This window comes from Flagellimonas amphidinii (assembly GCF_013090115.1).
In the GTDB taxonomy this organism is placed as follows: Bacteria; Bacteroidota; Bacteroidia; order Flavobacteriales; family Flavobacteriaceae; genus Flagellimonas; species Flagellimonas amphidinii.
The window spans coordinates 580,910-606,885 of record NZ_JABFNN010000039.1; the positions used below are offsets into that span (position 1 = coordinate 580,910).

A 25,976-nucleotide genomic window follows, 5' to 3' on the forward strand; every position below is an offset into this window, starting at 1 on the left:
ATTCTATTTAAAGATTTTTATTTTTTGAATGAATATGGTGAAGGCCCTGCTTTTCTTATTGTAATAACTGACGTGCATGTGCCATAGCCGACTCTGAAAGCGACTTGCCTCCCAACATCTCCGCCAATTCAGTGATACGCTCTTCTTCGTTAAGTTTTTTCATTCGCGTACTGGTCCCCGCTTCACTTTCTTCTTTATACACTTTGAATTGATGCTTTCCTTTGGATGCTACCTGCGGTAAATGCGTAATGGAAAACACTTGCATGGTTTTGCTCATTTCTTGCATTATTTCTCCCATTCTATTCGAAATTTCACCTGAAACTCCGGTATCAATCTCATCGAACATCATAGTGGGCAGTTGCTCGTAAATGGCTAAAATGGATTTTATGGTCAGCATGATACGGGACAATTCCCCGCCAGAAGCCACTTTTTTCAATTCTCCATAGCTGGAACCTTTATTGGCCGCAAACAAGAACACCAAATCATCCTTGCCATTGGTTTTGAAAGCTTCTGATGGATTTACTTCAATCTTAAAGCTTGCCGAGGGCATTCCCAATGCATATAAATTTTCCTGCAGCATACTTTTCAATTTAGGGATGACTGCATTTCTGGCACTTCGGATTTTACCGGCCCAAGCGTCTAGTTTTTCAGTGATTTTAACAACCTCTGCTTCTTTCTCCGCTATTTTCGATTCGATATTGGCAACTTTTTCAACCTTCTCCGAAAGTTCTTGCCGCACCGTAATGAGTTCCCTCACCGAGCCTACCTGATGTTTTTTCTGCAAATCATACAACTGTTGCAATTGTCCATTCACAGTCTTCAGTCTTTCTGGATTTGCCTCTATGGAATCCTTCAATCTTTCCAATTCAGAGGCAATATCATCAGTTTCAATAAAAAGTGATTGAGCCCTGTCATTAAGCGAGTTAAAAGTTGGACCAAAATCTGTCAGGTTTTGAAAAGCACGTTTTAAATCAGCCAATCTTCCCAAAATACCCAATTGCTCATCATTCAATAATTGATGCCCCGCAGACAACTGCTCCACGATTTGCTCCACGTTGTTCAACTGCTCATATTCAGCTTCCAACTCTTCTTGCATTCCCTCTTTTAAAGGTGCAGTCTCCAGCTCTTTCAACAAAAAGGAATTATAGTCATGCTCCTTGTCGGCATTGGATTGGAAATCCTGTAATTCCTGTAGTTCTTTATATGCCTTGCTATGTTGGGCTAAATGAGTTTTATAACTTTTCAGATTTTCAGAATTCGCCGCCAATGCATCCACCACCTTTAACTGAAAATCATTTTCTGTCAATTGCAATGTTTGATGTTGGGAATGCACGTCAACTAGTTGATTTCCCAAATTTTTCAATACCTCCAAAACAATCGGAGTATCATTTACAAAGGCCCTGGATTTGCCACTAGGTAAAATTTCCCTTCTTAGAAGAGTGATGTCCTCATAATCTAAATCATTTTCCTCAAAAAAGTCGTTCAATTGATATTTAGATATCTCAAATTCGGCTTCAATGATGCACTTTTTGGATTCGTCTTTGAGTGAGGATAAATCGGCCCGTTTGCCCAATACAAGAGACAGTCCACCCAACAATATGGATTTTCCCGCCCCGGTTTCCCCTGTTATGGTGGTAAAACCATCAGAGAAAGAGACATTCACGTCATCAATCAGTGCGTAATTCTTAATGGAAAGATTTGTAAGCAATAGTGCCGATTTTATCCGTAAAGATAAATCTCTTTAGAGAATTTGGCTAGTAATTTATTTCGTTCCAAATATTGGAATAAAATGGGGCAACTTTGTTGAGGGTTTCTTTAAGTCGAACGATATCAATCTTGGGGCCATCGGAAAAAATATTCTGGATTTCCTCGGATTTGGCATCAAAAAATGTCTGAATTAAAAAAGCATTGGGCCTTCTATTGATCAAAGTCTCAAACAATCTCAAGCTGCCAGCTATAATCTGTTTTCCGGTGCTATTGTTATCGCCAAGGATATCTAACCCTTTACGGTGGTAGTTGTACATGGCAATGCGATATTCCCTAAAAGAATTACTGAGCAGATTATCCACCAACTCAAAACGGGTTCGTTCACCAGTTTCTTGGCTCCATCCCGAGTAATTGGAACTTTGCGCTTGCGTAACGATATTTTGTGCTTTTCTATAGAATTCATCCCCTCCTTCCAAAGAAAATGTATCCGCATCCAACCCTAAAATGATATACACATAGTACGAGATAACTCCAACCAAATTGGAATCAAAGACATTTTCATTATAAACCAAGGGTTGAAATTCTTGATAGAGAAAATTGAAAGCATCATCTTTATAGTTGAACACAGGGCTTTCATAAGAAGTATTGAAAACCGGTCTTGATGATTGGATTTGAATATTGGCCTCAAACCTGTCCGATTCATACTGGGTTACCGTAATGAACATACGCGCATTTACCCGCTCATTTTCGCGATATACCCTATTCGTCCATTTGTTTTTGTTCACATAATCGTTAAGAGAGCGTTCCAACGTTTTGAAAATCTGCTGATTGGTCTGGCTTACTTGATCAGAATTGACCGTGACGGTACAATTAAGTTCTTGTGCAAAGACCGAAACGGTTAGCAGTAAAGCAAAAACAAGTAATACAGATTTACGCATGAATTCTGGAGATGATTTCTTCCCAAATATCTGAAGCCACTTCAGGCTTCGTCTTCAATGGAAACGTTTTTTCGTCCAAATTCTTATCAATAAAGGTGATTTTATTGGTTCCTTTTCCAAATCCGGCCCCTTCATCTTTAAGAGTGTTTAGAATTATGGCATCCAAGTTTTTACGCTGCAGCTTTCCTTTTGCGTTTTTTACCTCGTTTTCTGTCTCCAAGGCAAATCCCACCAAAAACTGATTCTTCTTGGCTTCTCCCAAAGATTTAAGTATGTCAGGATTTCGTTCCAGTTCAATTTTTAAGCCGCCTTCTTCTTTCTTTATTTTTTCTTTCGCAACATTTTTAGGCCTATAATCAGCTACTGCAGCGGCACTTATAGCGACATCAACATTTGGATAATATTGATGGCACGCGTCATACATTTCTTGGGCTGATATAACCCTAATCAAGTCGATGGCAACATTTTCTACAATCAAATTCGTGGGGCCAGAAACCAAAATAACCTCAGCTCCCAGATCTGCGGCTTTTTTGGCCAATTCAAAACCCATAGTGCCCGAAGAACGGTTTCCTAAAAACCTTACAGGATCAATGGCCTCATGGGTGGGACCGGCAGTGATCAAAACTTTCTTCCCTTTTAGGGGAAGTCCTTGGATTATGTCTTCTTGAATAAATTGTATGATATTTTCGGGTTCTGCCATGCGTCCCTCTCCATGCAAACCACTTGCCAACTCACCAGATTCCGCTGGAATCATTGTATTTCCGAAAGACTGGAGTTTTTCAATGGATGTTTTGGTGGACGGATGTTTGTACATATCCAAATCCATTGCAGGAGCAAAATAAACAGGGCATTTAGCGGACAAATAGGTTGCCAATAACAAGTTATCGCAAGTGCCATTGGCCATTTTGGAAAGGGTATTTGCAGTTGCGGGCGCAATCACCATCAAGTCTGCCCATAAGCCAAGTTCCACATGGTTGTTCCATGAAATGGAACCGTCTTCAGCATTAACAAAATCCATAAGAACTGGATTCTTTGACAATGTGGAAAGTGTAAGTGGGGAAACAAAAGAGCTGGCACTTTGGGTCATCACTACTTTGACCTCAGCACCAGCTTTTATCATAAGCCTAACCAAAAATGTGGTCTTGTAAGCGGCAATTCCCCCGGTAATGCCCAAAAGGATTTTTTTACCGCCCAACATGTTTAGGCGTCTTTCTCTGTATTCCTGTGATAGATTTTATCTTCCAACCACTCCATAATTGCCAAGGCATGTGGTTTTGGCAATTTTTCGTAGAATTTGGAAACCTCAATCTGCTCCTTGTTTTCAAAAACTTCTTCCAAGCTATCACTATACGTGGCAAACTCTTCCAATTTTTCCAACAACTCTTTTTTAATTTCAGAGTTGATTTGGATTGCACGTTTGGCCGTAATGGAAATTGCCTCGTAAATGTTATCCGTATTTTGGTCAAACTCGTTCCTGTTGAAGGTAACCGTGGAAACCGGAGCTTTTGTGTTTTTCAAATCTTGCATATACTACTGCTTTAAAAACTATTATTTAGAATCGGATGTATAGTTAACCAATTCTTTTTGGATTTTTTCGGACAGGTTGTCCGCTTTTTTCTTGAATTGAGTTTCTGGAAAATATTTAAACAATGTATTATAAGACTCCATTGCTTCTTCCAGACGTTCTTTTCTTCTGTTCTCGGTACTGTTCAAAGCCAAATTTGTGGCTGCTTCAATACGATAGTACAAAGCCTCTTCTCTGTAGATAGAGCCAGGATTATCAGAAACAAAGTTATCGAAAGCTTTAATTGCTGAAACCAAAATAGGGTAATTAAACTGCCCTAATTTGTTAAACTGTTTGGCAATTTCAATCTGCTTCTTCTCCTTTTTGGCCGTTAACTCCTTTGCCATGGTATTGGCTTCTGTAAAAAACTCTGACTCTGGATAGGTATTGATAAAGGTTTGAAGTTTTGCCAAAGCTTTATCGGTATCTGTCTGATCAAGAGAATAGGCAGGAGATAGTTCATAATAACTCTTCGCGCCATAAAAACTGGCTTCCTGAATCTTATCACTCTTTGGGTATGATTTTATAAATCTTTCAAACTGATACCCTGAGAGATAATAGTCACCTGTTTGAAAATAACTATTGGCGAAAAAGAACATTACCCTTTCTCCTTGCGGTCTTCCCACATATTTGGGAGCTATTTGCTCAAATAACCTTTTGGCTCTTTTAAAATCTCCCTCGGCATAATATTTTTCAGCTAAATCATACTTGGCTTTCACATCCTCATTCTTGAGCACTTTTTGATACTCGCTACAAGATGAGAGAAATACAACTACAAGGGATATAAAGAGAATCTTCCTCATTTTCAAAAACATTTTGCAAAACTAGTGATAATGAACGGATTTAAAAAATGGTTTTATCCCTCAAAAGAAATGTAATATTGGCGATTCCCCAAGCATTTTGGGGTAGATTTAACGTATGCTAGGCATGGGCTTTTTGCAAAGACTTTAAGAATGCGTCTATCTTCGTTTTTAAGGATGGTGTTGCTTCTACCAAAGGTAACCTTACCCTTGCGCCACCCAAACCTAGGTTTTCGAAAATAGTTTTTATTCCTGCCGGGTTGCCTTCTTCAAAAATCAAGTGCATTAATGGCAACAATTGATGGTGTATTTGGTTAGCCTCATCCACATTGCCATTCCTTCCTAGAGAAATCATATCTGAAAACAAATCAGGTAATCCTTGTCCTAAAACGGAAATAACTCCAGCTCCACCAGCCAAAACTGTAGCCAAAGCTGTAAAATCATCTCCACTGATGACCTCAAAGTGTTCTGGTTTGTTCTCAATGATTTCAGAAATCTGTTCCATATTTCCACAGGCCTCTTTTATGGCCACAATATTGGAAAAGTCCCGCGCTAAACGCAATGTGGTCTCTGGCAACATATTGCTTCCGGTACGAGAAGGCACATTGTATAAAATAATTGGAATGGGAGAAGCTTGGGCAATAGCTCTAAAATGCTGATATATTCCTTCTTGCGTTGGCTTGTTGTAACATGGAGAAACCGACAGAATCCCAGTAAATTCTGAAAGGTCCAAAGTTTTCAGGTCTTCCACCACCATAGCCGTATTATTTCCTCCTACACCCAATACCAAAGGTAACCTTCCGGCATTGGTCCTCACCACAACATCTGCCACCAATTGTTTTTCTGCCTTGGTAAGGGTTACAGATTCTCCGGTTGTACCTAAAACAACCAAATAATCCACTCCTCCGTTGATTGCATGTTCCACTATTTGCTCCAAGGCATGCACATCTACAGATAGATCTTGCGAAAACGGCGTAACCAATGCAACTCCCGTACCTACAAACTCTTTCATTACAACTCGTTTAAAACTTTCAAATATTTTTTTAGTTCACTTTTGAACAATTGAAAATCCTTTAAAGGTGTATTTAAAATCAAATCATTAATTTTTGGATCAAGTGTTCCCAATCCAACTTTTATTCTGGCCTTGGTTTTAACAGATAGCAGCTTCATCATCAAGTTATCCTCTTCATAATAGCTGATCAACATGTCATATTCCCTTCCCAAAAACTCCAATACGTAACCATTTTCTATTTCACCTTTCCAACCTAAATCCTTATCAGAATATATTTGGATGGCATACGGCGAGTTTTTATCGTACTCACGTTTATAGCCAATGATCTTTATCGCGTTGGGGCGAAGGGAATATTCCTCAATAAGATCGTAAAAAGCTTCTGCATTATGAAAATTATCTACATCAACGATACAACCTATTCGACTAATCCCCTTCTTTTTGGGCACACTTACAGAAGTCTTTTCCATTTCTTCTTGTAAGTATTTTAAGCCTGATTTAACTTTAAATTTATCTTGGAGCCCTTTGAGAAACATATTTTTTATGCATTTTTACAAAAGTAATTATTCTACCAAGATTACTTATACAAAGATAACTGAGTGAAGTATTTAAATATTAAACAAATTGTTATATTCATAACTTTTTGTATTGTTCTATCCTGCAAGCAAGAAAAAGGATACCTATCCAATATTAAAGGGCAAATAATAGCAATAGATTCCGTTTTGGAACCCGTAGATTCCATTGAATCTTTTATAATGCCATATAGAAATAGAATCAATCAGGTTTTGGACAGTACTCTGGCCTATGCTCCAGAACCTCTTTTATTGGATGATGGAAAACGGAACACTTCTATGGGGAATTTTATGGCTGATGTTGTTTTTGAAGAAACTGCTCCTATTTTCAAAAAACAAACCGGTAACGATTTGGATTTTGTCGTTCTTAATCGCGGTGGAATTCGTTCCATAATCTCTACAGGTGATGTAAATGCGAGAACGGCTTACGAGGTAATGCCTTTTGAAAATTACATTGCCGTTGTGGAATTAAGTGGTAGTGCTGTTCGCGAACTCATTAATTTCTTGTGTTCGGCCAGTCGGGTACATCCCATAGCTGGCATGCAAATTATCCTTGACAAAAAAGGTGGTTTGGAATCCGTAAACATTCAAGGGAAACCTTTTGATGAAAACAGAAGTTATTTTGTGGCCACCTCAGATTATTTAGTACAAGGCGGCCCAAGTATTGGTTTTTTCAATGAAATACTATCTACTACGGATACAGGCTACCTTTTAAGAAACGCCATTATTGACCATTTCAAAAAAATAGACACACTGACCGCTAAGGTCGATGACAGATTCATTCAATTGGATTAAATGAAACGAAGGGACTTTTTAACCAATACCGCCGCTGCTTCCACCTTGATAGGTATGGGAGGCCTTGCGCTCAATTCCTGCTCTAAAACCGCAGAGAATCATATTACCATATTGCACACCAATGATGTGCATAGCCATATAGACCCTTTTCCAAGTTCGCACTCCAGATATGCCAATCTGGGCGGTGTGGCACGTAGGGCCACTTTAGTGGAAAAAATTCGAAATGAAAATACAAACACCTTACTGTTGGATGCGGGCGATATTTTTCAAGGTACTCCTTATTTTAACTTTTATGGTGGTGAATTGGAATTTAAACTCATGAGCAAGCTCAAATATGATGCCTCCACCATAGGCAATCATGATTTTGATAATGGAGTTGATGGTCTTTTGGCCCAAGTTCCCCATGCTACTTTTGATTTATTGTCCGCCAATTATGATTTTTCCAATACCGTATTGGATGGATTTGTAAAACCTTATAAAATTTATACTTTGGGAACAATCAAAGTTGGTGTTTATGGGTTGGGTATTGCTTTGGATGGATTGGTCACCAAACGCTTATATAAAGAGACCAAATATCTAAATCCGTATGAAATTGCCTTGGATATGGAACGTAAGTTGAAAGAAGAGGAACATTGCGACCTCATCATTTGTCTTTCCCATTTAGGTTATGAATATGAAAATCAGGAGCGCCCTTCAGATGTACTATTGGCTCAGCAAACTTATCACACCAATCTGATTATTGGCGGCCACACCCATACTTTTTTGGATAAACCCGATATACGTATCAACCAAAATGGAGATTCCGTATTGGTGAACCAAGTAGGCGCCTATGGCTTAAATCTTGGTAGAATAGATTTCTACTTTGATCACAACAAAAAATCATCTGCCAACGGCATCAGCATATCAGTATAGGGGTGTAAAATATTAGCATAACAACCAGCAAAAGAGCAGATTGTTAAAATGCAAAAAGGAGGACACAAAGTCCTCCTTTTTATGGTTGTTAATTATTAGGTAGAATTAATTACAAAATTCGATTGAGTCTCCTATGATATTCCATGAAAGTTGACCTTCCAAGTTGACCCGGGCTTCTGCTTGGGCTGGGTTATCTCCGCAAACGATTAAACCATTTGCACCTAAGGTGACTCCCTCTGGGGTATTTTCCTGATTGAACCAACCTTCCAAAGTATTTCCGTAATTCTCCGGAGAAAGACCCGAGTTACTGAACAAAAGATTCATACTAGGCTTATTGGTAATGTCCCATAACCCTAGGTTTTGGTCAAAAGAAGTTGCGTTTTCAAACATGCCCGTCATGGTCGTTACTTGATTCACTTCCCATTCCGAAATGCCTTGCCCCTCAAATGCAGAAGCTTCAAAAAACATTAATTGCATATTCGCAACGTTGGAAACATCCCAATTAGTCAAATCACCATTAAATGTGGATGCCTGAAAAAACATTGCTTCCATGTTTGTTACATTAGAGACATCCCAATCACTTACATCTCCATTAAATGCATGACAACTTTGAAACATGCCCTGCATACTTATTGTCTGAGATAAATTAGGAACATCAGTAGCATTGGATACCATATTGAAACATTGTATAAAAGACAACTGCACCCATGGATTAGTTCCCCATTGCTCAATACTGGTGAGCGAAGTAGTGGCCGCAATTGTAATACGAGGCATTTGACCTTTCATGGAAACCTCATAAATACCTTCGGAAAGATAGGTGTGTTCGAAACTCTGGCCTCCTGTAATGGTTTCTACTATACCATCCCCCCAATCTACATTAAAATTGTATTCATAGTCCTGGTCTAAATAAATTATAACTGGTACTGGGTCTTGTATTGTCCATGCTGTAATAAAACTATCAGAGCTCAAACTCAAATCTCCCGGTTCTAAAACATCAGTAACATCAATGGTAATCTGGGCAGTTTCCGTATCCATCCCATCAGTTACACTTACCGTTATGGTGTATGATTCGGCAGTTTCAAAATCTAGGGATTTACCTTCAACAAGACTCAGGTCACCATTAGATTCATCAACTTCAAAAAGACCGGACGCATCACTAGTAATCTCAAAATGAAGTGGGTCTTGGTCTTCATCTGAAGCAGAAATCGTCCCGATCACATCTGTATCCTGAATGTTTTCGGAAACCTCAAAATCTTGTGGCGAAATCTCTGGAGCATTATTCCCTTCAAGGATTTCATCTACATCTTCAACGTTAATTGTAATTGAAGCCGTTGCGGAAACAATGCCGTCACTAACGCTTATGGAAATACTGTGGGAAGAAGAGGTTTCAAAATCCAAACTTTTCCCAAGGGCTAAACTTATGGCCCCGCTTGTTTTAACGATTTCAAAAAGATTATTATCGTTGGTTACAATGGCGAATTCAAGTTCGTCACCATCCGCATCACTTGCGAGCACTGTTCCAAAAGTAGCATTGTCCGAAACATTTTCTTTTACAGTAAAAGTAAACGGTCCATTAATTTTTGGCGTATTGTTTTGTGGGCCATCATCTTTCCCGCAGGAAAATAGGACGATAGCAGTTAGGGTTGTTAAAAGTGCATTTTTAAATTTCATTTTTCTGACATTTTAAGGTTGTGACCTCAAAAGTCATCATTAGAAATATCAGAAAAGTACTTCAATTTATATTTGTAGAGCAGCACTTGATGAATACAGGTTTTGGATTGATGAGCATGATTCCCAAATCAAAAAACCACTCAAGAATTTATAGCGCCGCTTCCACCAAAACCTTAAGTTCCTCATCCAATCCATAATCGGGAAATGGTCTGCACGCTTGTCTATACCAATACCTGGCATTCCATTCATCACCCTCTTTGCGATGCAGATAAGCATGAATCCAACTGCCCATTGTCGAATGAATTTCTTGTGCTATGTCATGCGAAGCATTCCAATCACCCTTGGCATCCCACCAAAGTGCCTGTAAGGGCAAGGGATAATCTTTTGGAGGCGCAAGTCCTTTTAATGTTTCAATAAAAGAATCAAAATCAAGTGGTTTCATTATAACCTTTATATCCAAATCAACTACTGGCCCCAACAAAAGTATAACTCCCGCTATACCTTAAGGAGTTACTTCAATAGTAATTTTTGTTTTGGTGTTTCTGGAAACATCATTTCCGTTGGTATCTTTACTTCGATTGGTACTGGTAACCTCTACGTAATCTTCTCCAACAAAGTCCTCCTTGGGTTCATATAAATAATTACCCCGCTCAACCTTGCTTATTGAATAATTCTTGGCCTGAACTGTGATATTAGCAAACCCACTTTCGCCTAAATCACCTAGATAATAGGTGATAGTTTCTGTATTCCGTATAGTGAAACTCTTCTCTTCCACAGTTCCTACAAACCCATCATCATCGGAATCAGAATTCTTTGAACAAGAAATTAAAAAAAGAAAGGAACCTGCAATTAATGTTATCGATATTTTCCTCATTATTCTATTGTATATTTTTTAATCCAAGTAATCTATAACGTCTTCAAAAACTCCTGTTCTGATATAATGGGAACTCCCAAATTTTCGGCCTTGGTCCTTTTACTGGGTCCCATATTTTCACCCGCCACCAAAAAAGTAGTTTTAGAAGAAACAGAAGAAGCCACTTTACCCCCATTGTCCTCTATAAGCTTTTTAAGTTCATTTCTGCTGATGGATGTAAAAACACCTGAGACTACAAAAGTCTGACCTTTTAATTTTTCAGTCTGATTTTCCAATTGCTCTTCGGACAAGGAGAATTGAAGTCCGTAGGATTTTAACCGTTCCACCAATTCCACATTGGAGGTTGCTGCAAAAAAGCTCACCACACTTTCCGCAATTCGTTCCCCAATCTCATCCACAGCCACTAAATCTTCAACAGAAGAAACCATCAGTGCATCAATATTTTTATAGGCCTTGGCCAACTTTTTGGCAACAGTTTCTCCAACATATCGAATTCCCAAAGCAAACAATACCCGTTCAAAAGGGATGTTTTTTGAAGCAGCAACACCATTGACCAGATTTTCCGCCGACTTTTCCGCCATGCGTTCCAAGGGCATTACTTGTTCTTTGGTGAGAATGTATAAATCTGCATAATTGGCAATCAATCCCTCTTTAAAGAGCAATTCTACTGTTTCACCTCCCAAACCTTCAATATCCATGGCCTTTCGAGAAATAAAATGTTGGATTCTACCGGTAATTTGCGGTGGACAACCTACATCATTTGGACAAAAATGCTGCGCTTCTCCTTCCTTTCTTATCAATTCTGTACCGCACTCTGGACAGTATTGAATGTACTGTGTAGGAGTTGAGTCCGAAGAACGTTTAGTAAAATCAACTGCAATGATCTTTGGAATAATTTCTCCTCCTTTTTCCACAAAAACGGTGTCGCCTTCACGAATATCCAACTTTGCAATCTGGTCGGCATTGTGCAATGACGCACGTTTTACCGTTGTTCCGGCCAATAAAACAGGTTCTAAGTTTGCAACGGGAGTGATAGCCCCCGTTCTCCCTACTTGATAAGTGATTTCGTTTAAGACGGTAGATACTTGTTCCGCCTTGAATTTGTAAGCCATGGCCCATCTGGGAGATTTTGCCGTATAGCCGAGCTCATCTTGATGCCTTAAGTTATTCACCTTGATTACGACCCCATCAGTTTCATAAGGCAAATCGTGCCTTCTGATTTCCCATTCATTGACAAAATCCAAAACTTCATCAGTAGTTTTACACAATTTGGCTACTGTTGGGACTTTAAAACCCCATGAGCGGGCTCTTTCCAGCACTTCAAATTGTGAAGAAATCTGAAGATTGTTCCCCACAATACTGTACAACAAACATTCCAAGGGGCGCTGTGCCACCAAGGCACTATCCTGAAGCTTTAAACTTCCTGAAGCTGTATTTCTGGGATTCATATAGGGGTCCTCACCTGCTTCAACACGTTCAGCATTCATTTTGGCAAAACCGTCCAAGGTTAGAATAATTTCTCCTCGAATATCAAATTTAGGAGGGTAATCACCTTTCAATTGTAAGGGAACAGATTTTATGGTTTTGATGTTCGTGGTTACATCATCTCCTTGGAAACCATCACCACGGGTAACGGCCCTCACCAATTTTCCATCCTCATAGGTCAAACTTATGGAGGCCCCATCGTATTTCAATTCACAGGTGAACTCCACCGCTACATTGCCCAAAATCCTCTGAATACGTTTTTCCCAATCTTCCAAGTCTTCCTTGGAATATGAGTTGTCCAAGGAATACATCCGGTGTTCATGCTGAATGGTTTCAAAGTTCTTGGTCACCGCTCCTCCAACTCTTATCGTTGGAGATGTAGCATCATAAAATTCAGGGTACTCCTCTTCCAACTTTTGAAGTTCCTTAAGCTTCATATCAAATTCATAATCCGATATAGTTGGTTGGTCGAGCACATAATAGCTGTAGTTATGCCCGCGAAGTTCTTCCCTTAACGCTGCTATTTTTTCTTGAATTGAACCCATCTATGTTTGTTCTTTTTTAATCCATTTTGGAGTGAATGTTGGTCGATACATTTCCATTTGATTGAGAAGGCCATCGCAATCATCATCAACCAAAAGCATGTCTCTGTTTTCTTGTTTTAGAAATCCTTTGGATACCATGGAATCAATAAAATTCAGCATCTCATCAAAAAAACCGTTTGTATTTAACAGTCCTATAGGTTTTTGATGCAACCCAAGCTGCCCCCAAGTAATCATTTCGAAAAGTTCTTCCAACGTACCAAAACCCCCTGGAAGTGCAATGATCCCATCTGACATTTCGTGCATTTTGGTCTTTCTTTCATGCATGCTTTCCACTACAATCAATGCTGATAGGTTATCATGAAATATTTCTTTTGCCTTCAAAAAATCAGGAATTATACCGATGACCTCCCCATTATGGTCCAAGGCACCATTGGCAACTCTTCCCATAAGTCCAACCTTGGCACCGCCATAGACCAATCCCATACTTCTGTTTGACAGGGTTTTACCCAATTTATAGGCTTTCTTGATGATTTCTGGGTCATTACCATCACTACTTCCACAGAAAACTGCGACTTTCTCCATCTATTTGTTTCCTTTTAGCATTCTGTAATTATCAAAGATATCTTTTCGAAGTTCAATTTCAGAAAAATTATGGGCATCCATCAGCGCCTTGGTTTCCATCGCTACATATTGATTGATTTCAAAATACATCTTCCCTGAATCAACCAGGTTTTCTTTTGCGAACTCCAAAATAGCCTTGTAAAATCTTAAAGGATTGTTGTCTGGCACAAAGAGCGCCAAATGTGGTTCAAAATCCTTTACGTTCTTTTTGATTTCATTCTTCTCCAATTCCCTAACATAAGGCGGGTTGGAAACTATAATGTCAAACTTTTGTTCAAATTTTACTTTTGTGGTTTGAAGAATATCACCATGCACAAAATCAACCGCCACCCCATTCTTCGCGGCATTACGTTGAGCTACCTCCAAAGCTTTTTCTGAAACATCCAATGCGTATACTTTGGCATTTGACAGACTCTTGGCCAAAGCAATGGCAATACACCCACTCCCGGTGCCGATATCCAGTATGTTTATATCACGACTGCTCTTGGTTTGCCAATCTTCAAGAATCCAGTGTACCAATTCTTCTGTTTCTGGCCTTGGAATCAAAACAGCTTCATTCACTTCCAGCTCCAAATCCATAAAATGGGCTTTCCCTAAAACATATTGCAAAGGTTTTTCCAACTTGAGTTGGGCCAATGCCTCAAACAAGGGCTGTTCCTCTTCCTTTATTATGGTGAGATTTGGCTGTAGTACCAAAACAAAACGCTCCAATCCCAGATAATGTTCAATTATTTCATAAAAAAAAGCATCTATCTCTTCTTGCGGATAGTATTGTTTCAATTCATCATGAAATATTGCTTTGATTTCCTTTAAAAGCACCCTATAGTTTTTTAAGCATCCAAACCGGACAAGCATTATGTCCTGTATTGCCCATAGGGGCTTCTATGTATTCAAATCCGTTCTTTTGATATAATTTTTGGGCTGCTTTCATGTAAGGCATGGTTTCCAGATAACATCCTTCAAAACCAAATTCCTTCGCTTTTTCCAAGCAAACAGATATCAATTTTGAGCCAAGTCCTCTACCTCTTGCCTCTTCCAAAAAATACATTTTTTGAAGTTCGCAAACGTTCCCTTCATAATTATCCAACTGGGCAATTCCTGCACAACCAATAATTTTCCCATTAGATTCTACCACATAATAAACTGCCTTAGGCACATTATAAGCAGCATACATGTCATCCAACGCTTTATCAGAATATGCAGATCCAATTTTTGGCACACCTAAATCTTGTAAAACTTGGCGTACCAATGTGGCTACTTGTAAATTATCTTCAGGCTTGATCTTACGAAATAGGGCTTCCTCTATATTGTGCATATTGTCCTATTTTTGCGATTGTGAATATACACCAAAAATATATCCTCCGGTGCATTGAACTGGGCAAAAAAGGGCTGGGCACCACTGCTCCGAACCCTATGGTCGGTTGTGTTATTGTGCATGAAGGCAAAATCATTGGCGAAGGTTTCACAAGTCCATATGGAGGCTCCCATGCAGAAGTGAATGCCATTCATTCTGTAAAAGAGAAAAGTCTATTGGCCAAATCCACATTGTATGTCACATTAGAGCCTTGCTCCCATTATGGAAAGACACCGCCTTGTGCTGATTTGATTACTTCCCATAAAATTCCAAAGGTATTTATTGGACTTAAAGACCCACACGCGAAAGTAGCTGGCAAAGGAATTGAAAAGCTACAACAATCGGGATGCGAAGTCACCGTTGGCGTATTGGAGAATGAATGTAGGAGACATCATAAAAGGTTTTTGGCCTTCCAAGAAAAAAAACGCCCCTACATTATATTGAAGTGGGCAGAAACTGTTGATGGTTTCATTGCTCCGAAAAAAGAAAAACGGAATTCTGATCCAGAACCTTATTGGATAACCAATGCGTATTCACGTCAGTTGGTGCATCAATGGCGAAGTGAAGAGCAAGCAATATTGGCAGGAACCAATACTGTTTTGGAGGATAATCCCAAACTGAATGTGAGAAGTTGGGATGGTAATGATCCAATTAGAATCATCATAGATAAAACTTTAAAAATCCCATCAAATTCTCATGTTTTTGATGCATCGGCCAAGACTATCATCATCACAGCCATAGAGAATGAATCAACATATTTATCCAGCGCCATTTACGAAGTGATCGATTTTACAAAACCAATGGCCGCTCAAATTTGCAATGTGCTGCACAAACATTCCATCACAAGCGTAGTTGTTGAAGGAGGATATCAGACGCTTCAAACCTTTATTGATGAAAACTTGTGGGATGAAGCAAGAATCTTTAAAGGAAATGCGCGGTTTGTAGAAGGAACATCAGCTCCAAAAATTTCTGGAAGATTATTGGAAACCCGTCAACTATTATCAGATAACTTAACAATATTGCGCAATGATTAAAAACATCATTTTTGATTTTGGCGATGTGTTCATCAATTTAGACAAAAATGCAACTCCAAAAGCCATGGAGGAATTTGGTTTTACAGGCCTTACTCCAGAAATGGATTTCCTTTTTAAAACCTATGAAAAAGGATTGATGAGTTCCGTGGTCTTTTTAGAAACCGTTTCCAAACTTTTTCCAAGAGCCAACGAAACCCAACTCATTGATGCATGGAATTCCATTTTATTGGATTTTCCAGAGAATCGACTACAATTTTTAGAGCAGCTTGTACAGGAAAATCAATACCGATTATTTCTTTTGAGCAACACCAACGACCTTCACATTGAATTTGTAAAACAACAAATGGGGACAAAAGACTATTCCCGATTTAAAGATTCATTTGAGGTGTTCTATTTATCCTATGAAATGGGAATGCGCAAACCGGATGGCGAAATTTTTGAATTTGTGCTAGAGCAAAACAATTTGATCTCCACAGAGACATTGTTTATTGACGATACCAAAGAAAATACCGATTCGGCCGCCGACCTGGGCATACATGTTTGGAACCTGCAAGTTGGTCAAGAGGACATTACCCAATTAAAATCGCATTTATAAATGATAGACCTAGGGTTAAGTATTCTTAGCTCCACATTAATCTTTGTGGTCTTTAAGCTATTTGATATATATAAGGTACAAACCCTATATGCCATTGTAGTAAATTATATGGTGGCTTGTATTGTTGGTCTTTTCCTTTACGAGAATCCTATTGAAGTAGAACCAATAATTGAAGCTTCTTGGTTTTGGGGACCTGTTGCCCTTGGGGTGCTCTTCATTGTCATTTTCAATTTGATGGCCAAAACAGCTCAAGTAGCTGGGGTTTCAGTTGCTTCCGTGGCTACCAAAATGTCATTGGTCATTCCCGTGATTTTTGGAGTCATCTTTTTCAAGGAAAAATTATCACTGCTTCAAGTATTGGGAATTTTCCTTGCATTGGGGGCGGTTTATTTAGCTTCTGTCAAGACCAAAAATATTAGCATCAACAAAAAAGATGTACTACTTCCTCTTTTGGTGTTTTTAGGCTCTGGAATCATTGACACCAGTATGAAATATTTTGAGGAAAGACATTTGAGCAATGAAGAAGTTGCTATTTTCTCTTCCATGATTTTTGGGTGCGCAGCGTTGACCGGCTGTATTTTCATTCTAATGAAATCCTCCCAAAAACCACTCAAATTGAATTTTAAAAATGTACTTGGAGGGATTGTTTTGGGCGTACCCAACTATTTTTCAATATATTTTCTTATCAGAGCCCTCAAATCCAATGTGTTTGATAGCGCTGCCCTGTTTACCCTAAATAATGTTGCCATTGTATTGTTATCCACAATTGTAGGGATAGTACTTTTTAAGGAACGTTTAAGCCTTAAAAATTGGAGCGGTGTAGCTTTAGCAATTGTAAGTATAATTCTGGTTGCGTTGTTTTAATGAGTGAAGAAGATATATACCGCACGATTTCTAAACCTTCTGAAGAAATTTTACATAAGGACAGGAAGAGCAAATTTTATGCACAGGCGTTTCCTATTTCTTCTGAAAATGAAGTGAAACCCATAATCGAAACTCTACGGAAAAAATACCATACTGCAAACCATGTATGTTATGCCTGGCAACTGGGTGAAAAAACACATTCATATAGAGCCAATGATGATGGAGAACCCAATAATTCTGCAGGGATGCCCATTTATGGGCAAATTCAGTCCTATGAGCTTACCAATATATTGGTAACCGTTACCCGAATTTTTGGAGGCACCAAATTAGGAGTTGGCGGACTTATCAGCGCATATAGAACTGCTGCGCAAATGACTTTGGAAAACGCCCCAATCATTGAAAAAACAATTGAGTCTTGCTTTATGCTATCTTTTGGTTATGCAGAAATGGACAAAGTAATGCGCGCCATCAAACAAAAAGGAATTACTATCCTATCGCAACAAATGGAACTGGATTGCACATTGTTCATCTCTGTTAGACAGAGCGAAGCCTATGCAACCTATCAGCTTTTTGAGGAAATGCAAAAAGTAACTGTTAAAGAAATGAACTAGGGAACTATTCTTTCCAAAACATATTCTGGGCACTTAACAGGCTTGTTTGTTTTTTTATTGATAAATGCTAAAACTGTATGGGCAGTTGCCAACAGTTCCCTTGCTTCATTATAAATAGCATAGTCAAATTCTATTTTTATCAATGGTGTTTTTACCAGTTTGGTTTCAACCGTAATTAAATCATCGTAGAGCGCAGGCTTTTTATAATCAATGTGTAAGGAAATTACGGGCAGCATGATTCCGTTTTCCTCCATGCCCCTGTAAGTGACTCCCAAAGCTCTCAACCACTCCACTCTGCCCAATTCCAGATATTGCGCATAGTTGCCATGGTAAACCACACCCATTTGGTCGGTTTCTTCGTAGCGTACGCGAAAAGAAAATGAATTTAACCGCATATTTTTAAATGAAAAATTATATATTTAGAGGCTTGCTTAACATTCGGGTAACATGCGAAAAAAAAAGAGAATATTCAACGACAAAAGTATTTTTTTTTTAAAAGATTTGTTCACATATTTGTCGCATCCAATTAGCATCTAAGAACCCCCGGATGTTATATCTAAAGTAATAAAGCTAACCAACAAAACAAGGAAAAACTTTTATGAGTGTCACTGCAAATTCCGTATGGAAAAACTGTTTGGCTTTTATCCAGGATAATATCCAACCGCAGGCATTCAAAACATGGTTTGAGCCTATTAAGCCTATCAAATTAGCAGATAAAGCTTTGAGCATTCAAGTTCCCAGCAAATTCTTTTATGAATGGTTGGAAGAGCATTATGTAAAGCTGTTGAAGGTAGCTCTTACCAGAGAACTTGGAAGCAACGCCAAGCTCGTCTATATCATAAAAATGGAAAACAAGTACGGGAACAAAGAGCCTTTTACGGAGCAAATTCCAAGTTCCAATCGTACCGCCGTTGGCCCTCAGGAATTGGACGTCCCCATTACTTCCAAAAGTCCTGAATTAAAAAATCCATTTGTGATTCCAGGGATTCGCAATATTAAAATTGAATCCCAACTGAATCCCAATTATAATTTTGAAAATTTCTTGGAAGGCGATTCCAACCGTTTGGCAAGATCAGCTGGTATGGCCGTGGCCAACAAACCTGGGGGAACCTCTTTTAATCCTTTGTTGATTTTTGGTGGCGTGGGTCTGGGTAAAACTCACTTGGCACATGCTATTGGGGTAGAAATAAAGGATAAATATCCAGAAAAGACAGTACTGTATATTTCAGCGGAAAAGTTTACCCAACAATATATAGAGTCGGTAAAGAAAAATACGCGAAATGATTTCATCCACTTTTACCAGTTGATCGATGTGCTCATTATAGATGATGTACAATTCTTATCTGGTAAATCTGGAACACAAGATGTTTTCTTCCATATATTCAATCACCTGCATCAGAATGGCAAACAGGTAATCTTGACTTCGGACAAAGCTCCCGTTGATATGCAGGACATTGAGCAACGTTTGCTTTCTCGTTTCAAATGGGGACTTTCAGCAGAGTTGCAGAGTCCAGATTATGAGACCAGGGTATCCATATTGAAAAATAAATTGTACCGTGATGGCGTTGAAATGCCAGAAGACATCATAGATCATGTGGCCAAAAACATCAAAACCAACATTAGAGAGTTGGAAGGTGCCATTATTTCTTTGATAGCGCAGTCCTCTTTTAATAAACGTGAGGTTACTTTGGAGTTGGCCCAGCAGGTAGTGGAAAAATTCGTAAAGAACACCAAACGTGAAGTTTCCATTGACTATATTCAAAAAGTAGTTTCGGACTATTTTGAAATGGATGTTGCCACGCTGCAATCCAAAACACGAAAAAGACATATTGTTCAGGCTAGGCAATTGGCCATGTTCTTTGCAAAAAAGTTCACTAAGGCTTCCTTGGCCAGTATTGGCTCCCAAATAGGAAAAAGAGACCACGCTACAGTTTTACATGCCTGTAAGACCGTAGACAACCTAGCGGAGACCGACAAACAATTCAGAAAATACATAGAAGACCTCAACAAAAAATTCTCCTAACCCTTTTTGTTTGATGAAAACCAAAGTTTTGATGGTCTGCCTAGGTAATATTTGCAGATCACCTTTGGCCGAAGGCATTCTTAAATCCAAAGTGAATCCGGATAAAGTATATGTCGATTCTGCTGGCACTGCAGGATACCATGTTGGCAATCCCCCTGATAAAAGATCTGTTGCTGTTGCACAAAGACATGGACTAAACATTGGTCATCAAAAATGCAGGAAATTTTCCAAAATTGATTTTGAGGAATTTGATTGGATTTATGTCATGGACAAAAGCAATCTATCCAATGTGTTACAATTGGCCCAAAATGAAGCGCAAATTCAAAAAGTAAAATTGCTGCTGGACGAGTCCAATGTTGAACTGGACGAAGTACCTGACCCATATTATGGAGGAACCGATGGATTTGAGTATGTTTACGAACTAATCAATACGGCCTGTGATTTTATTGCGGCAAAACTGAACTGAATGAACCTATGGAAGACACCAAACCAAGCCTGGTTCTAGGAAAAGTTTATTTAATACCAACTACCCTAGGAGATAATGCTCCTTTGGAAGTGCTTCCCATTTCCATCAAAAGAACCATAGAGAATATTGACCATTATATTGTTGAGAATGAAAAAACTGCTAGACGTTTTATTAAAAAGATATCCCCTAGCAAACCTCAACCAAGCTTACATATAGAAACACTCAACAAATACACGGACCCTGCAGTAATACCTTCCTATCTGAATCCCTGTATTCAAGGGCTTGATGTTGGGGTGCTCTCCGAAGCAGGTTGCCCAGGAATTGCAGACCCCGGAGCAGTAGTGGTGCAAGTCGCACATGAAAAAAGGATTCAAGTTGTTCCTTTGGTCGGACCTTCTTCTATTTTGATGGCCATGATGTCAAGTGGTATGAACGGACAAAACTTTGCATTTAATGGATATTTGCCCATTGATAATGCGGAGCGAAAAGTCAAGATTAAAAACTTGGAACGAATATCGCGCGAGAAGGGACAATCCCAAATTTTTATGGAAACTCCTTACCGCAACAATAAACTGTTACAGGAATTGATTAAAACCTTGCAAAAAGGAACTCGTTTGTGTATTGCCACCGATATTACCCTTGCCACTGAATTCATTAAGACCAAGATTGTGCATGAGTGGAGCGAAATTAACGTAGACTTGGACAAAAGACCGACCATCTATATTATACAAGCATAAAAAAACCCGAAGTAATCCTCCGGGCTTTTTCCATATTGTTTTCAATTTTAAACTAAACCTTTGGGTTCTTTTTCTGTTTGATTGCAGAAATATCATATCCTGCAAATTTTTTCATGTAGTGCGAAATATTGCTTCCATAGGCATCTGATACATCATTTTGTCCATAAGAACGTAGATACTTCTTTACATTTCCGGCTCCAGCCAAATGTGCTGCAGCCAATATGCCAGATTCCGTAATCTCAACTCCCCTAATTCTTTTCCCTGTAAATCGTTTGATATACCTTCGCAATATCCATTTATTACGAGCAATATTGGTATCAAAAGTTTTTTCTTGCAATACAGGACTGTTCAAAAAATCCGTAGCATTGCGCACTCCCATTAAATTTAGTGTGCTCAATCCAAACTGATATTTACCAAGATAGCCCAGCGTATTCACCACATCATACTTTCCTTGAGATTCCTTAAAAGCCAAAGCTTCTTTAAACCCATTATAAGAGCTTCCCAAAAAAGGAGATGCTACGTCTGCATCATCTTGATATGCAGAAGAACCTTGGGGGTGGTTGTGTTCCACATTAAAAATCACCTGAAGTGATTCAGGAACTTTTTGATTCGTCTTCTTTTCCCAAGTATACGAACCAAAACTGGTTAAGATTACAATCATGGCAAGATGTACTATAAAACCTATCCATCTTTTCATAATGTTCATATTTAGAACTTCAGAGCTCTACAGCTGTAAAGTTAATTTCGGCCGGCAAATATAGGGGGAGACTTTTTTATGGCAATTATAAAGCTCTTAAGATTTTCATAAATGAAGCCCAAAATACGTTAAAGTGCTGGAAATTAACGCTAAAGCGTACTTATCTGTACACTTTTTGGTTATTGAGCCATCGGATATACTGCACTTTATTTCGGTTATGCTGCGCCAAGGTCTTGGCAAAAATGTGATATCCAAAATTAGAAACATCGGCAACAAAATATAAATAATCGTGCTTTTCTGGATTCAAAACAGCCTCTATAGAAGACATATCTGGCATGGTAATCGGCCCAGGAGGAATGCCTGCATATTTATAGGTATTGTATGGTGATTCCATTTCCAAATCCCGAAAAAGCACTCTTTTTATAATAGTGTCATAATTGCCCGTTTCTTTTTTGATGGCAAAAATTACGGTGGGGTCGGCCTGCAATAAAATACCCTTCCTAATTCGGTTTAGGTACACTCCAGCTACACGGGGACGTTCATCGGCTTTTACCGTTTCTTTTTGAACAACAGCTGCCAAGGCAATAACTTCTGCAGGACTCAATCCTTGGGTCTGAGCTTTTTTCAATCTATCCTCATTCCAGAATCGCTTATATTCCTTCAACATTCTATCCCTAAAACCATCAGCACCGGTATTCCAGAAGAACTCATAGGTATTGGGAAGGTACATCCCTAATTTACTATCATCATCAAAACCAGCTTCACCCAAAAATTGTCCATCATTGAAAGCCTTTAAAAGAGAAAGACTATCTGCTTCAATTTGTTCGGAAATTCTTCCGGCCAAAGCACCTAAAGACTCTTGGTTATTAAAAGAAACTCTTACCGGAATGTTTCCACTACGAAGGGTATTGATAATCTCATTATTGTTCATCCCCTTTTTTATTGCATATTTTCCCGGTTTGATATTCGTAGTGTAACCTTTACGACCGGCTACCGCCTCAAAAGTGGAGACATCTTTCAGCAAAGGTTGTAAAGAAGTTGTAACATCAGTAAATGATGCATCCGAAGGGATGTACACAAAGGCTTCTTCGTTATTAAATTGTGTGTTGGGGTTGAAAATGGCCCCATAAATCTGATAAGCTATAAAGCCACAAATCACAAGTCCAAGTATAGCTGCCGCCCAAAATACTTTCTTAAGATACATTGGTGTTTATCTTTTGAAACATAATTTCATTCTTAAAGCCAGAACTTGTCCTGACCCATTCTTTTTTGACCCCAACTTTCTCAAAACCCATTTTTTGAAACAAATGGATACTGGGTTTGTTTTCTTCCATGATATTGGCATAAAGTTGATGGAGGTCCAAAGTTGTGAAGGCATAATCACTTAGAAGAGATATCGCTTCGGCTCCCAACCCTTTATTTCGCTCATCTGGATTTGCAATCACTATACCCACTCCTGCTCTTCGATGTTTAGGGTCAAAATCAAACAAATCAATTAGACCAATGCACTCATCATCCATATTGCAAATACACAACCTTAATTGTTTCACCTCATAAATATCCCTATGGGCATTTTCCAAATAAAGTTTGAGCACTTTTCTAGAGTAAGGTTTCAAAGTACCACTGACTTCCCAAATGGTAGTATCATTTTCCAACTGATATAGAAAATCTAAATCCTTTGGTTCCAAAGCTCTCAGATAAAGATGTTCCCCTTTCAAGTTCAACATTCAATTTCTCCTTTATAAACTTGTTTGGCTGGGCCTTTTAGAAAAACATTGGTGTATCCACCGTTCAACTGCTCAAAGCTGATGGACAAATCTCCTCCTGGAGTATTTATTTTCACAGTATTGGAAGCTGTTTTCCCTGCTCCATGCATGGCCAAAGCTACCGCAGTAACACCTGTACCACAAGACAAGGTCTCATCCTCTACCCCGCGCTCGTATGTTCTAACAGTAAATACATCATCTGCTGCCTGCTCTACAAAATTGATGTTGCTACCAGATTTCCCGTAAAGGCCATATCTAAGTTTTTCTCCTTCTTTCTTTACATCAAAATGCTCCAAATCCCCAACCAATTGTACATGGTGCGGTGATCCAGTATCCAAAAAACTATAAGCTGGTTTTTGCTTTACCTCACTGACATCCACCATTTTTAAGTGAACCGTCTCACCATCAATACTGGCAAAATGAAGCCCATCAATGGCATTGAAAGTGGTTTCTTTATCAATAATGCCTAAAAAATGTGCAAAAGCGACCAAGCATCTACCTCCATTTCCACACATACTACTTTCATTACCATCAGCATTAAAATAGACCATTTTAAAATCAGATGCTTCATCATTTTCCAGAAGAATCAAACCATCTGCACCAATGCCGAACTTACGGTCACATAACCTCCCAATAAGATCGGTATCGTTTTTAGGAAAAAACTCTTGTCGATTGTCAATAATTACAAAATCGTTACCCGTTCCCTGATATTTAAAAAACTGTAGCCTCATAATTCCCTACAAAGGAACAAATATAGGGTATTCTTTAAGGAAAATTTTGTAGTTAAAAACGAGTTAAACAGACCGAGTCACTGACGAATTGATTTAATTTTGTTACTGCTAAATGTTAAATAATTATTGAATATGAAGAGAATAGCCAGTTTATTTTTGGTTTCCATATTTGCTGGAGCAATTACTTTGGGAGCCTACAAACTATTTTTTGAAAAAGACAGCTATACAATGGTCACTTCTGAGCAGCAAATGCCAGTTTTAAGTACCAGTAACTTACCGGTGTCCGCGAAGGGCGCAGGAATTAATGAAGTTGATTTCACTCTTGCCGCTGAAAAAACGGTAAATGCCGTAGTACACGTTAAGAACTTGACCACTACAAAAGGGCAAACCAGTCTTTCAGATTTTTTCTATGGTTTTGAGCGTAGACAAACACCTCAGGTCGGTACGGGTTCAGGGGTTATTATTTCCCCTGATGGATATATAGTGACCAACAACCATGTTATTGCACAATCTAGTCAATTGGAAGTTACCTTGAACAATAACAAGACATATGAAGCAGAGGTAATTGGTGCTGATTCTGATTCCGATATCGCCCTAATCAAAATTGAAGTGGAACAAGCGCTGCCTTATTTGGCTTTTGGAGATTCTGACAATGCACAAATTGGCGAATGGGTATTGGCTGTTGGAAATCCTTTTAATTTAACATCCACGGTAACCGCTGGAATTGTAAGCGCCAAAGCAAGATCCTTAGGGAGAAATCAATCTTTTATCCAAACTGATGCTGCCGTAAACCCCGGTAACAGTGGTGGTGCTCTTGTAAACACCAACGGCGATCTTATTGGTATCAACACCGCTATTACCTCACAAACGGGATCCTATGTGGGTTATGCTTTTGCAGTTCCCAGCAACATTGCCAGAAAAGTGGTGGAAGATATTATGGAATATGGTAATGTTCAAAAAGGTCTATTAGGAATCTCTGCTGCCAATGTTAACTCCAAACAGGCCATGGAGATGGGTCTGGACGAAATTGAGGGTGTTTACATTTCCCAAATCAGTGAAGATTCCGGTGCAGCCGATGCAGGTCTGCAAGAAGGAGATATCATCAAACGTGTGGACAATATATTGGTGAACAAATTCTCTGAACTTTCAGGATATCTATCTTCCAAGAGACCGGGAGACGTTGTAAAGGTGATTATTGACAGGGACGGAAAGAGTATCACTAAAAATGTAACGCTTAAAAAACAACAAACCATCATTCTTCCCATGACAGGATTTATGGTGAAAAATTTATCTAAAGAGGACAAGAAAACTTTTGGGGTATCAAAAGGAGTCAAAATCATTGATGTTCCTGAAGGATATGGTAGGTATGACCTTAAAAACAAGGTCATCACAGAGGTGGATGATAAAGAAATCACCAATATTGACGATGCCAAAGAGCATTTCAGTGAAATCTCAAGGTATGGGCGCACTAGTTTCACCATGATCAATGAAAAAGGTGAGAAAGAGCGTTTGATTCTTCAATAAAAAAGAAAATATGTAACTTGTGAAAGCACCCATGTATGGGTGCTTTTTTCTTTTCAAATACTTTTACGAAAACGTTTGAAA

At 38.8% G+C, this 25,976-nt stretch carries 29 protein-coding genes; 10 read left to right on the top strand and 19 right to left on the bottom strand.

Annotated elements, in window-relative coordinates:
* Nucleotides 1-55 precede the first annotated feature (55 nt).
* From recN to HJC33_RS14555, 7 genes are all read right to left on the bottom strand, one after another.
* Nucleotides 56-1,708, bottom strand: coding sequence for a DNA repair protein RecN (recN, locus tag HJC33_RS14525; protein ID WP_171659539.1), 1,653 nt, complete (start codon nt 1,706-1,708; stop codon nt 56-58).
* Between the two features lie 46 nt (nt 1,709-1,754).
* The gene (gene porD / locus HJC33_RS14530) at nt 1,755-2,645 is read right to left on the bottom strand and encodes a type IX secretion system protein PorD (protein ID WP_171659540.1); all 891 of its coding nucleotides are present in this window, start codon (nt 2,643-2,645) and stop codon (nt 1,755-1,757) included.
* A complete protein-coding gene (gene coaBC / locus HJC33_RS14535) occupies nt 2,638-3,843 on the bottom strand; it encodes a bifunctional phosphopantothenoylcysteine decarboxylase/phosphopantothenate--cysteine ligase CoaBC (RefSeq protein ID WP_171659541.1) in 1,206 nt (401 codons plus the stop codon). The genes porD and coaBC overlap by 8 nt, the downstream gene beginning before the upstream one ends.
* A 2-nt stretch (nt 3,844-3,845) precedes the next feature.
* Nucleotides 3,846-4,172, bottom strand: coding sequence for a DNA-directed RNA polymerase subunit omega (locus tag HJC33_RS14540; protein WP_171659542.1), 327 nt, complete (start codon nt 4,170-4,172; stop codon nt 3,846-3,848).
* Between the two features lie 21 nt (nt 4,173-4,193).
* A complete protein-coding gene (locus HJC33_RS14545) occupies nt 4,194-5,024 on the bottom strand; it encodes an outer membrane protein assembly factor BamD (RefSeq protein ID WP_171659543.1) in 831 nt (276 codons plus the stop codon).
* A 106-nt stretch (nt 5,025-5,130) separates the two neighbouring features.
* Nucleotides 5,131-6,021, bottom strand: a complete 891-nt coding sequence (gene dapA, locus HJC33_RS14550; RefSeq protein WP_171659544.1) for a 4-hydroxy-tetrahydrodipicolinate synthase — start codon at nt 6,019-6,021, stop codon at nt 5,131-5,133.
* Complete coding sequence (locus HJC33_RS14555) at nt 6,021-6,554, bottom strand: DUF6913 domain-containing protein (protein WP_171659545.1); 534 nt, start codon at nt 6,552-6,554, stop codon at nt 6,021-6,023. Before HJC33_RS14555 ends, dapA begins: the two co-directional genes overlap by 1 nt.
* Nucleotides 6,555-6,617: 63 nt before the next feature.
* Between HJC33_RS14555 and HJC33_RS14560 the strand changes: the two genes are divergently transcribed.
* Both HJC33_RS14560 and HJC33_RS14565 read left to right on the top strand, forming a co-directional pair.
* Nucleotides 6,618-7,385 carry a 5'-nucleotidase C-terminal domain-containing protein gene (locus tag HJC33_RS14560; protein WP_171659546.1) on the top strand — a complete coding sequence of 256 codons (768 nt, stop codon included), beginning with the start codon at nt 6,618-6,620 and terminating at the stop codon, nt 7,383-7,385.
* Nucleotides 7,386-8,297, top strand: coding sequence for a bifunctional metallophosphatase/5'-nucleotidase (locus HJC33_RS14565; protein WP_171659547.1), 912 nt, complete (start codon nt 7,386-7,388; stop codon nt 8,295-8,297).
* 105 nt (nt 8,298-8,402) lie between these two features.
* On the opposite strand, the gene HJC33_RS14570 is transcribed toward HJC33_RS14565, so the two are convergent.
* The 7 genes from HJC33_RS14570 to HJC33_RS14595 all read right to left on the bottom strand — a co-directional run bounded on the left by HJC33_RS14570 (nt 8,403) and on the right by HJC33_RS14595 (nt 14,808).
* Nucleotides 8,403-9,968: a BspA family leucine-rich repeat surface protein gene (locus HJC33_RS14570; protein ID WP_171659548.1), complete on the bottom strand. Its 1,566-nt coding sequence runs from the start codon at nt 9,966-9,968 to the stop codon at nt 8,403-8,405.
* Nucleotides 9,969-10,116: 148 nt separating this feature from the next.
* Entirely contained in the window at nt 10,117-10,410 is a 294-nt protein-coding gene (locus HJC33_RS14575; protein WP_171659549.1) for a hypothetical protein, read from the bottom strand.
* A 60-nt stretch (nt 10,411-10,470) separates the two neighbouring features.
* Nucleotides 10,471-10,842 carry a hypothetical protein gene (locus tag HJC33_RS14580; protein WP_171659550.1) on the bottom strand — a complete coding sequence of 124 codons (372 nt, stop codon included), beginning with the start codon at nt 10,840-10,842 and terminating at the stop codon, nt 10,471-10,473.
* A 32-nt stretch (nt 10,843-10,874) separates the two neighbouring features.
* Nucleotides 10,875-12,872: an NAD-dependent DNA ligase LigA gene (ligA, locus tag HJC33_RS14585; RefSeq protein ID WP_171659551.1), complete on the bottom strand. Its 1,998-nt coding sequence runs from the start codon at nt 12,870-12,872 to the stop codon at nt 10,875-10,877.
* The gene (locus HJC33_RS17380) at nt 12,873-13,454 is read right to left on the bottom strand and encodes an LOG family protein (protein ID WP_246245564.1); all 582 of its coding nucleotides are present in this window, start codon (nt 13,452-13,454) and stop codon (nt 12,873-12,875) included.
* Entirely contained in the window at nt 13,455-14,348 is an 894-nt protein-coding gene (prmC, locus tag HJC33_RS17385; RefSeq protein WP_246245565.1) for a peptide chain release factor N(5)-glutamine methyltransferase, read from the bottom strand.
* Nucleotides 14,314-14,808, bottom strand: coding sequence for a GNAT family N-acetyltransferase (locus HJC33_RS14595; protein ID WP_216366707.1), 495 nt, complete (start codon nt 14,806-14,808; stop codon nt 14,314-14,316). Before HJC33_RS14595 ends, prmC begins: the two co-directional genes overlap by 35 nt.
* 20 nt (nt 14,809-14,828) lie before the next feature.
* On the opposite strand from HJC33_RS14595, the gene ribD reads away from it, so the two are divergent.
* The 4 genes from ribD to HJC33_RS14615 are packed head-to-tail and all read left to right on the top strand — an operon-like array spanning nt 14,829 to nt 17,951.
* Complete coding sequence (ribD, locus tag HJC33_RS14600; RefSeq protein ID WP_171659552.1) at nt 14,829-15,881, top strand: bifunctional diaminohydroxyphosphoribosylaminopyrimidine deaminase/5-amino-6-(5-phosphoribosylamino)uracil reductase RibD; 1,053 nt, start codon at nt 14,829-14,831, stop codon at nt 15,879-15,881.
* The gene (locus HJC33_RS14605; protein WP_171659553.1) at nt 15,874-16,476 is read left to right on the top strand and encodes an HAD family hydrolase; all 603 of its coding nucleotides are present in this window, start codon (nt 15,874-15,876) and stop codon (nt 16,474-16,476) included. Before ribD ends, HJC33_RS14605 begins: the two co-directional genes overlap by 8 nt.
* The gene (locus tag HJC33_RS14610; protein ID WP_171659554.1) at nt 16,477-17,340 is read left to right on the top strand and encodes an EamA family transporter; all 864 of its coding nucleotides are present in this window, start codon (nt 16,477-16,479) and stop codon (nt 17,338-17,340) included. It abuts the gene before it with no gap.
* Nucleotides 17,340-17,951, top strand: coding sequence for an IMPACT family protein (locus tag HJC33_RS14615; protein WP_171659555.1), 612 nt, complete (start codon nt 17,340-17,342; stop codon nt 17,949-17,951). Before HJC33_RS14610 ends, HJC33_RS14615 begins: the two co-directional genes overlap by 1 nt.
* Here HJC33_RS14615 and HJC33_RS14620 read toward each other — a convergent pair.
* On the bottom strand, nt 17,948-18,346 hold the full coding sequence (locus tag HJC33_RS14620; RefSeq protein WP_171659556.1) for an acyl-CoA thioesterase: 399 nt from the start codon (nt 18,344-18,346) through the stop codon (nt 17,948-17,950). The genes HJC33_RS14615 and HJC33_RS14620 overlap by 4 nt on opposite strands.
* 203 nt (nt 18,347-18,549) lie before the next feature.
* Between HJC33_RS14620 and dnaA the strand changes: the two genes are divergently transcribed.
* The 3 genes from dnaA to HJC33_RS14635 are packed head-to-tail and all read left to right on the top strand — an operon-like array spanning nt 18,550 to nt 21,177.
* Nucleotides 18,550-19,974 carry a chromosomal replication initiator protein DnaA gene (dnaA, locus tag HJC33_RS14625; RefSeq protein WP_171659557.1) on the top strand — a complete coding sequence of 475 codons (1,425 nt, stop codon included), beginning with the start codon at nt 18,550-18,552 and terminating at the stop codon, nt 19,972-19,974.
* 13 nt (nt 19,975-19,987) lie between these two features.
* Nucleotides 19,988-20,440: a low molecular weight protein-tyrosine-phosphatase gene (locus tag HJC33_RS14630; protein WP_171659558.1), complete on the top strand. Its 453-nt coding sequence runs from the start codon at nt 19,988-19,990 to the stop codon at nt 20,438-20,440.
* Between the two features lie 8 nt (nt 20,441-20,448).
* The gene (locus HJC33_RS14635; RefSeq protein ID WP_171659559.1) at nt 20,449-21,177 is read left to right on the top strand and encodes an SAM-dependent methyltransferase; all 729 of its coding nucleotides are present in this window, start codon (nt 20,449-20,451) and stop codon (nt 21,175-21,177) included.
* A gap of 52 nt (nt 21,178-21,229) precedes the next feature.
* Here the strand turns inward: HJC33_RS14635 and HJC33_RS14640 are convergent, their stop codons facing one another.
* The 4 genes from HJC33_RS14640 to dapF form a co-directional block, all read right to left on the bottom strand.
* On the bottom strand, nt 21,230-21,874 hold the full coding sequence (locus HJC33_RS14640) for a hypothetical protein (protein WP_171659560.1): 645 nt from the start codon (nt 21,872-21,874) through the stop codon (nt 21,230-21,232).
* Between the two features lie 160 nt (nt 21,875-22,034).
* On the bottom strand, nt 22,035-23,078 hold the full coding sequence (gene mltG, locus HJC33_RS14645; protein ID WP_171659561.1) for an endolytic transglycosylase MltG: 1,044 nt from the start codon (nt 23,076-23,078) through the stop codon (nt 22,035-22,037).
* Entirely contained in the window at nt 23,068-23,601 is a 534-nt protein-coding gene (locus HJC33_RS14650) for a GNAT family N-acetyltransferase (protein ID WP_171659562.1), read from the bottom strand. Before HJC33_RS14650 ends, mltG begins: the two co-directional genes overlap by 11 nt.
* A complete protein-coding gene (gene dapF / locus HJC33_RS14655) occupies nt 23,595-24,371 on the bottom strand; it encodes a diaminopimelate epimerase (RefSeq protein ID WP_171659563.1) in 777 nt (258 codons plus the stop codon). The genes HJC33_RS14650 and dapF overlap by 7 nt, the downstream gene beginning before the upstream one ends.
* Before the next feature lie 132 nt (nt 24,372-24,503).
* On the opposite strand from dapF, the gene HJC33_RS14660 reads away from it, so the two are divergent.
* A complete protein-coding gene (locus HJC33_RS14660; RefSeq protein WP_171659564.1) occupies nt 24,504-25,895 on the top strand; it encodes a S1C family serine protease in 1,392 nt (463 codons plus the stop codon).
* The last annotated feature ends 81 nt before the right edge of the window (nt 25,896-25,976 follow it).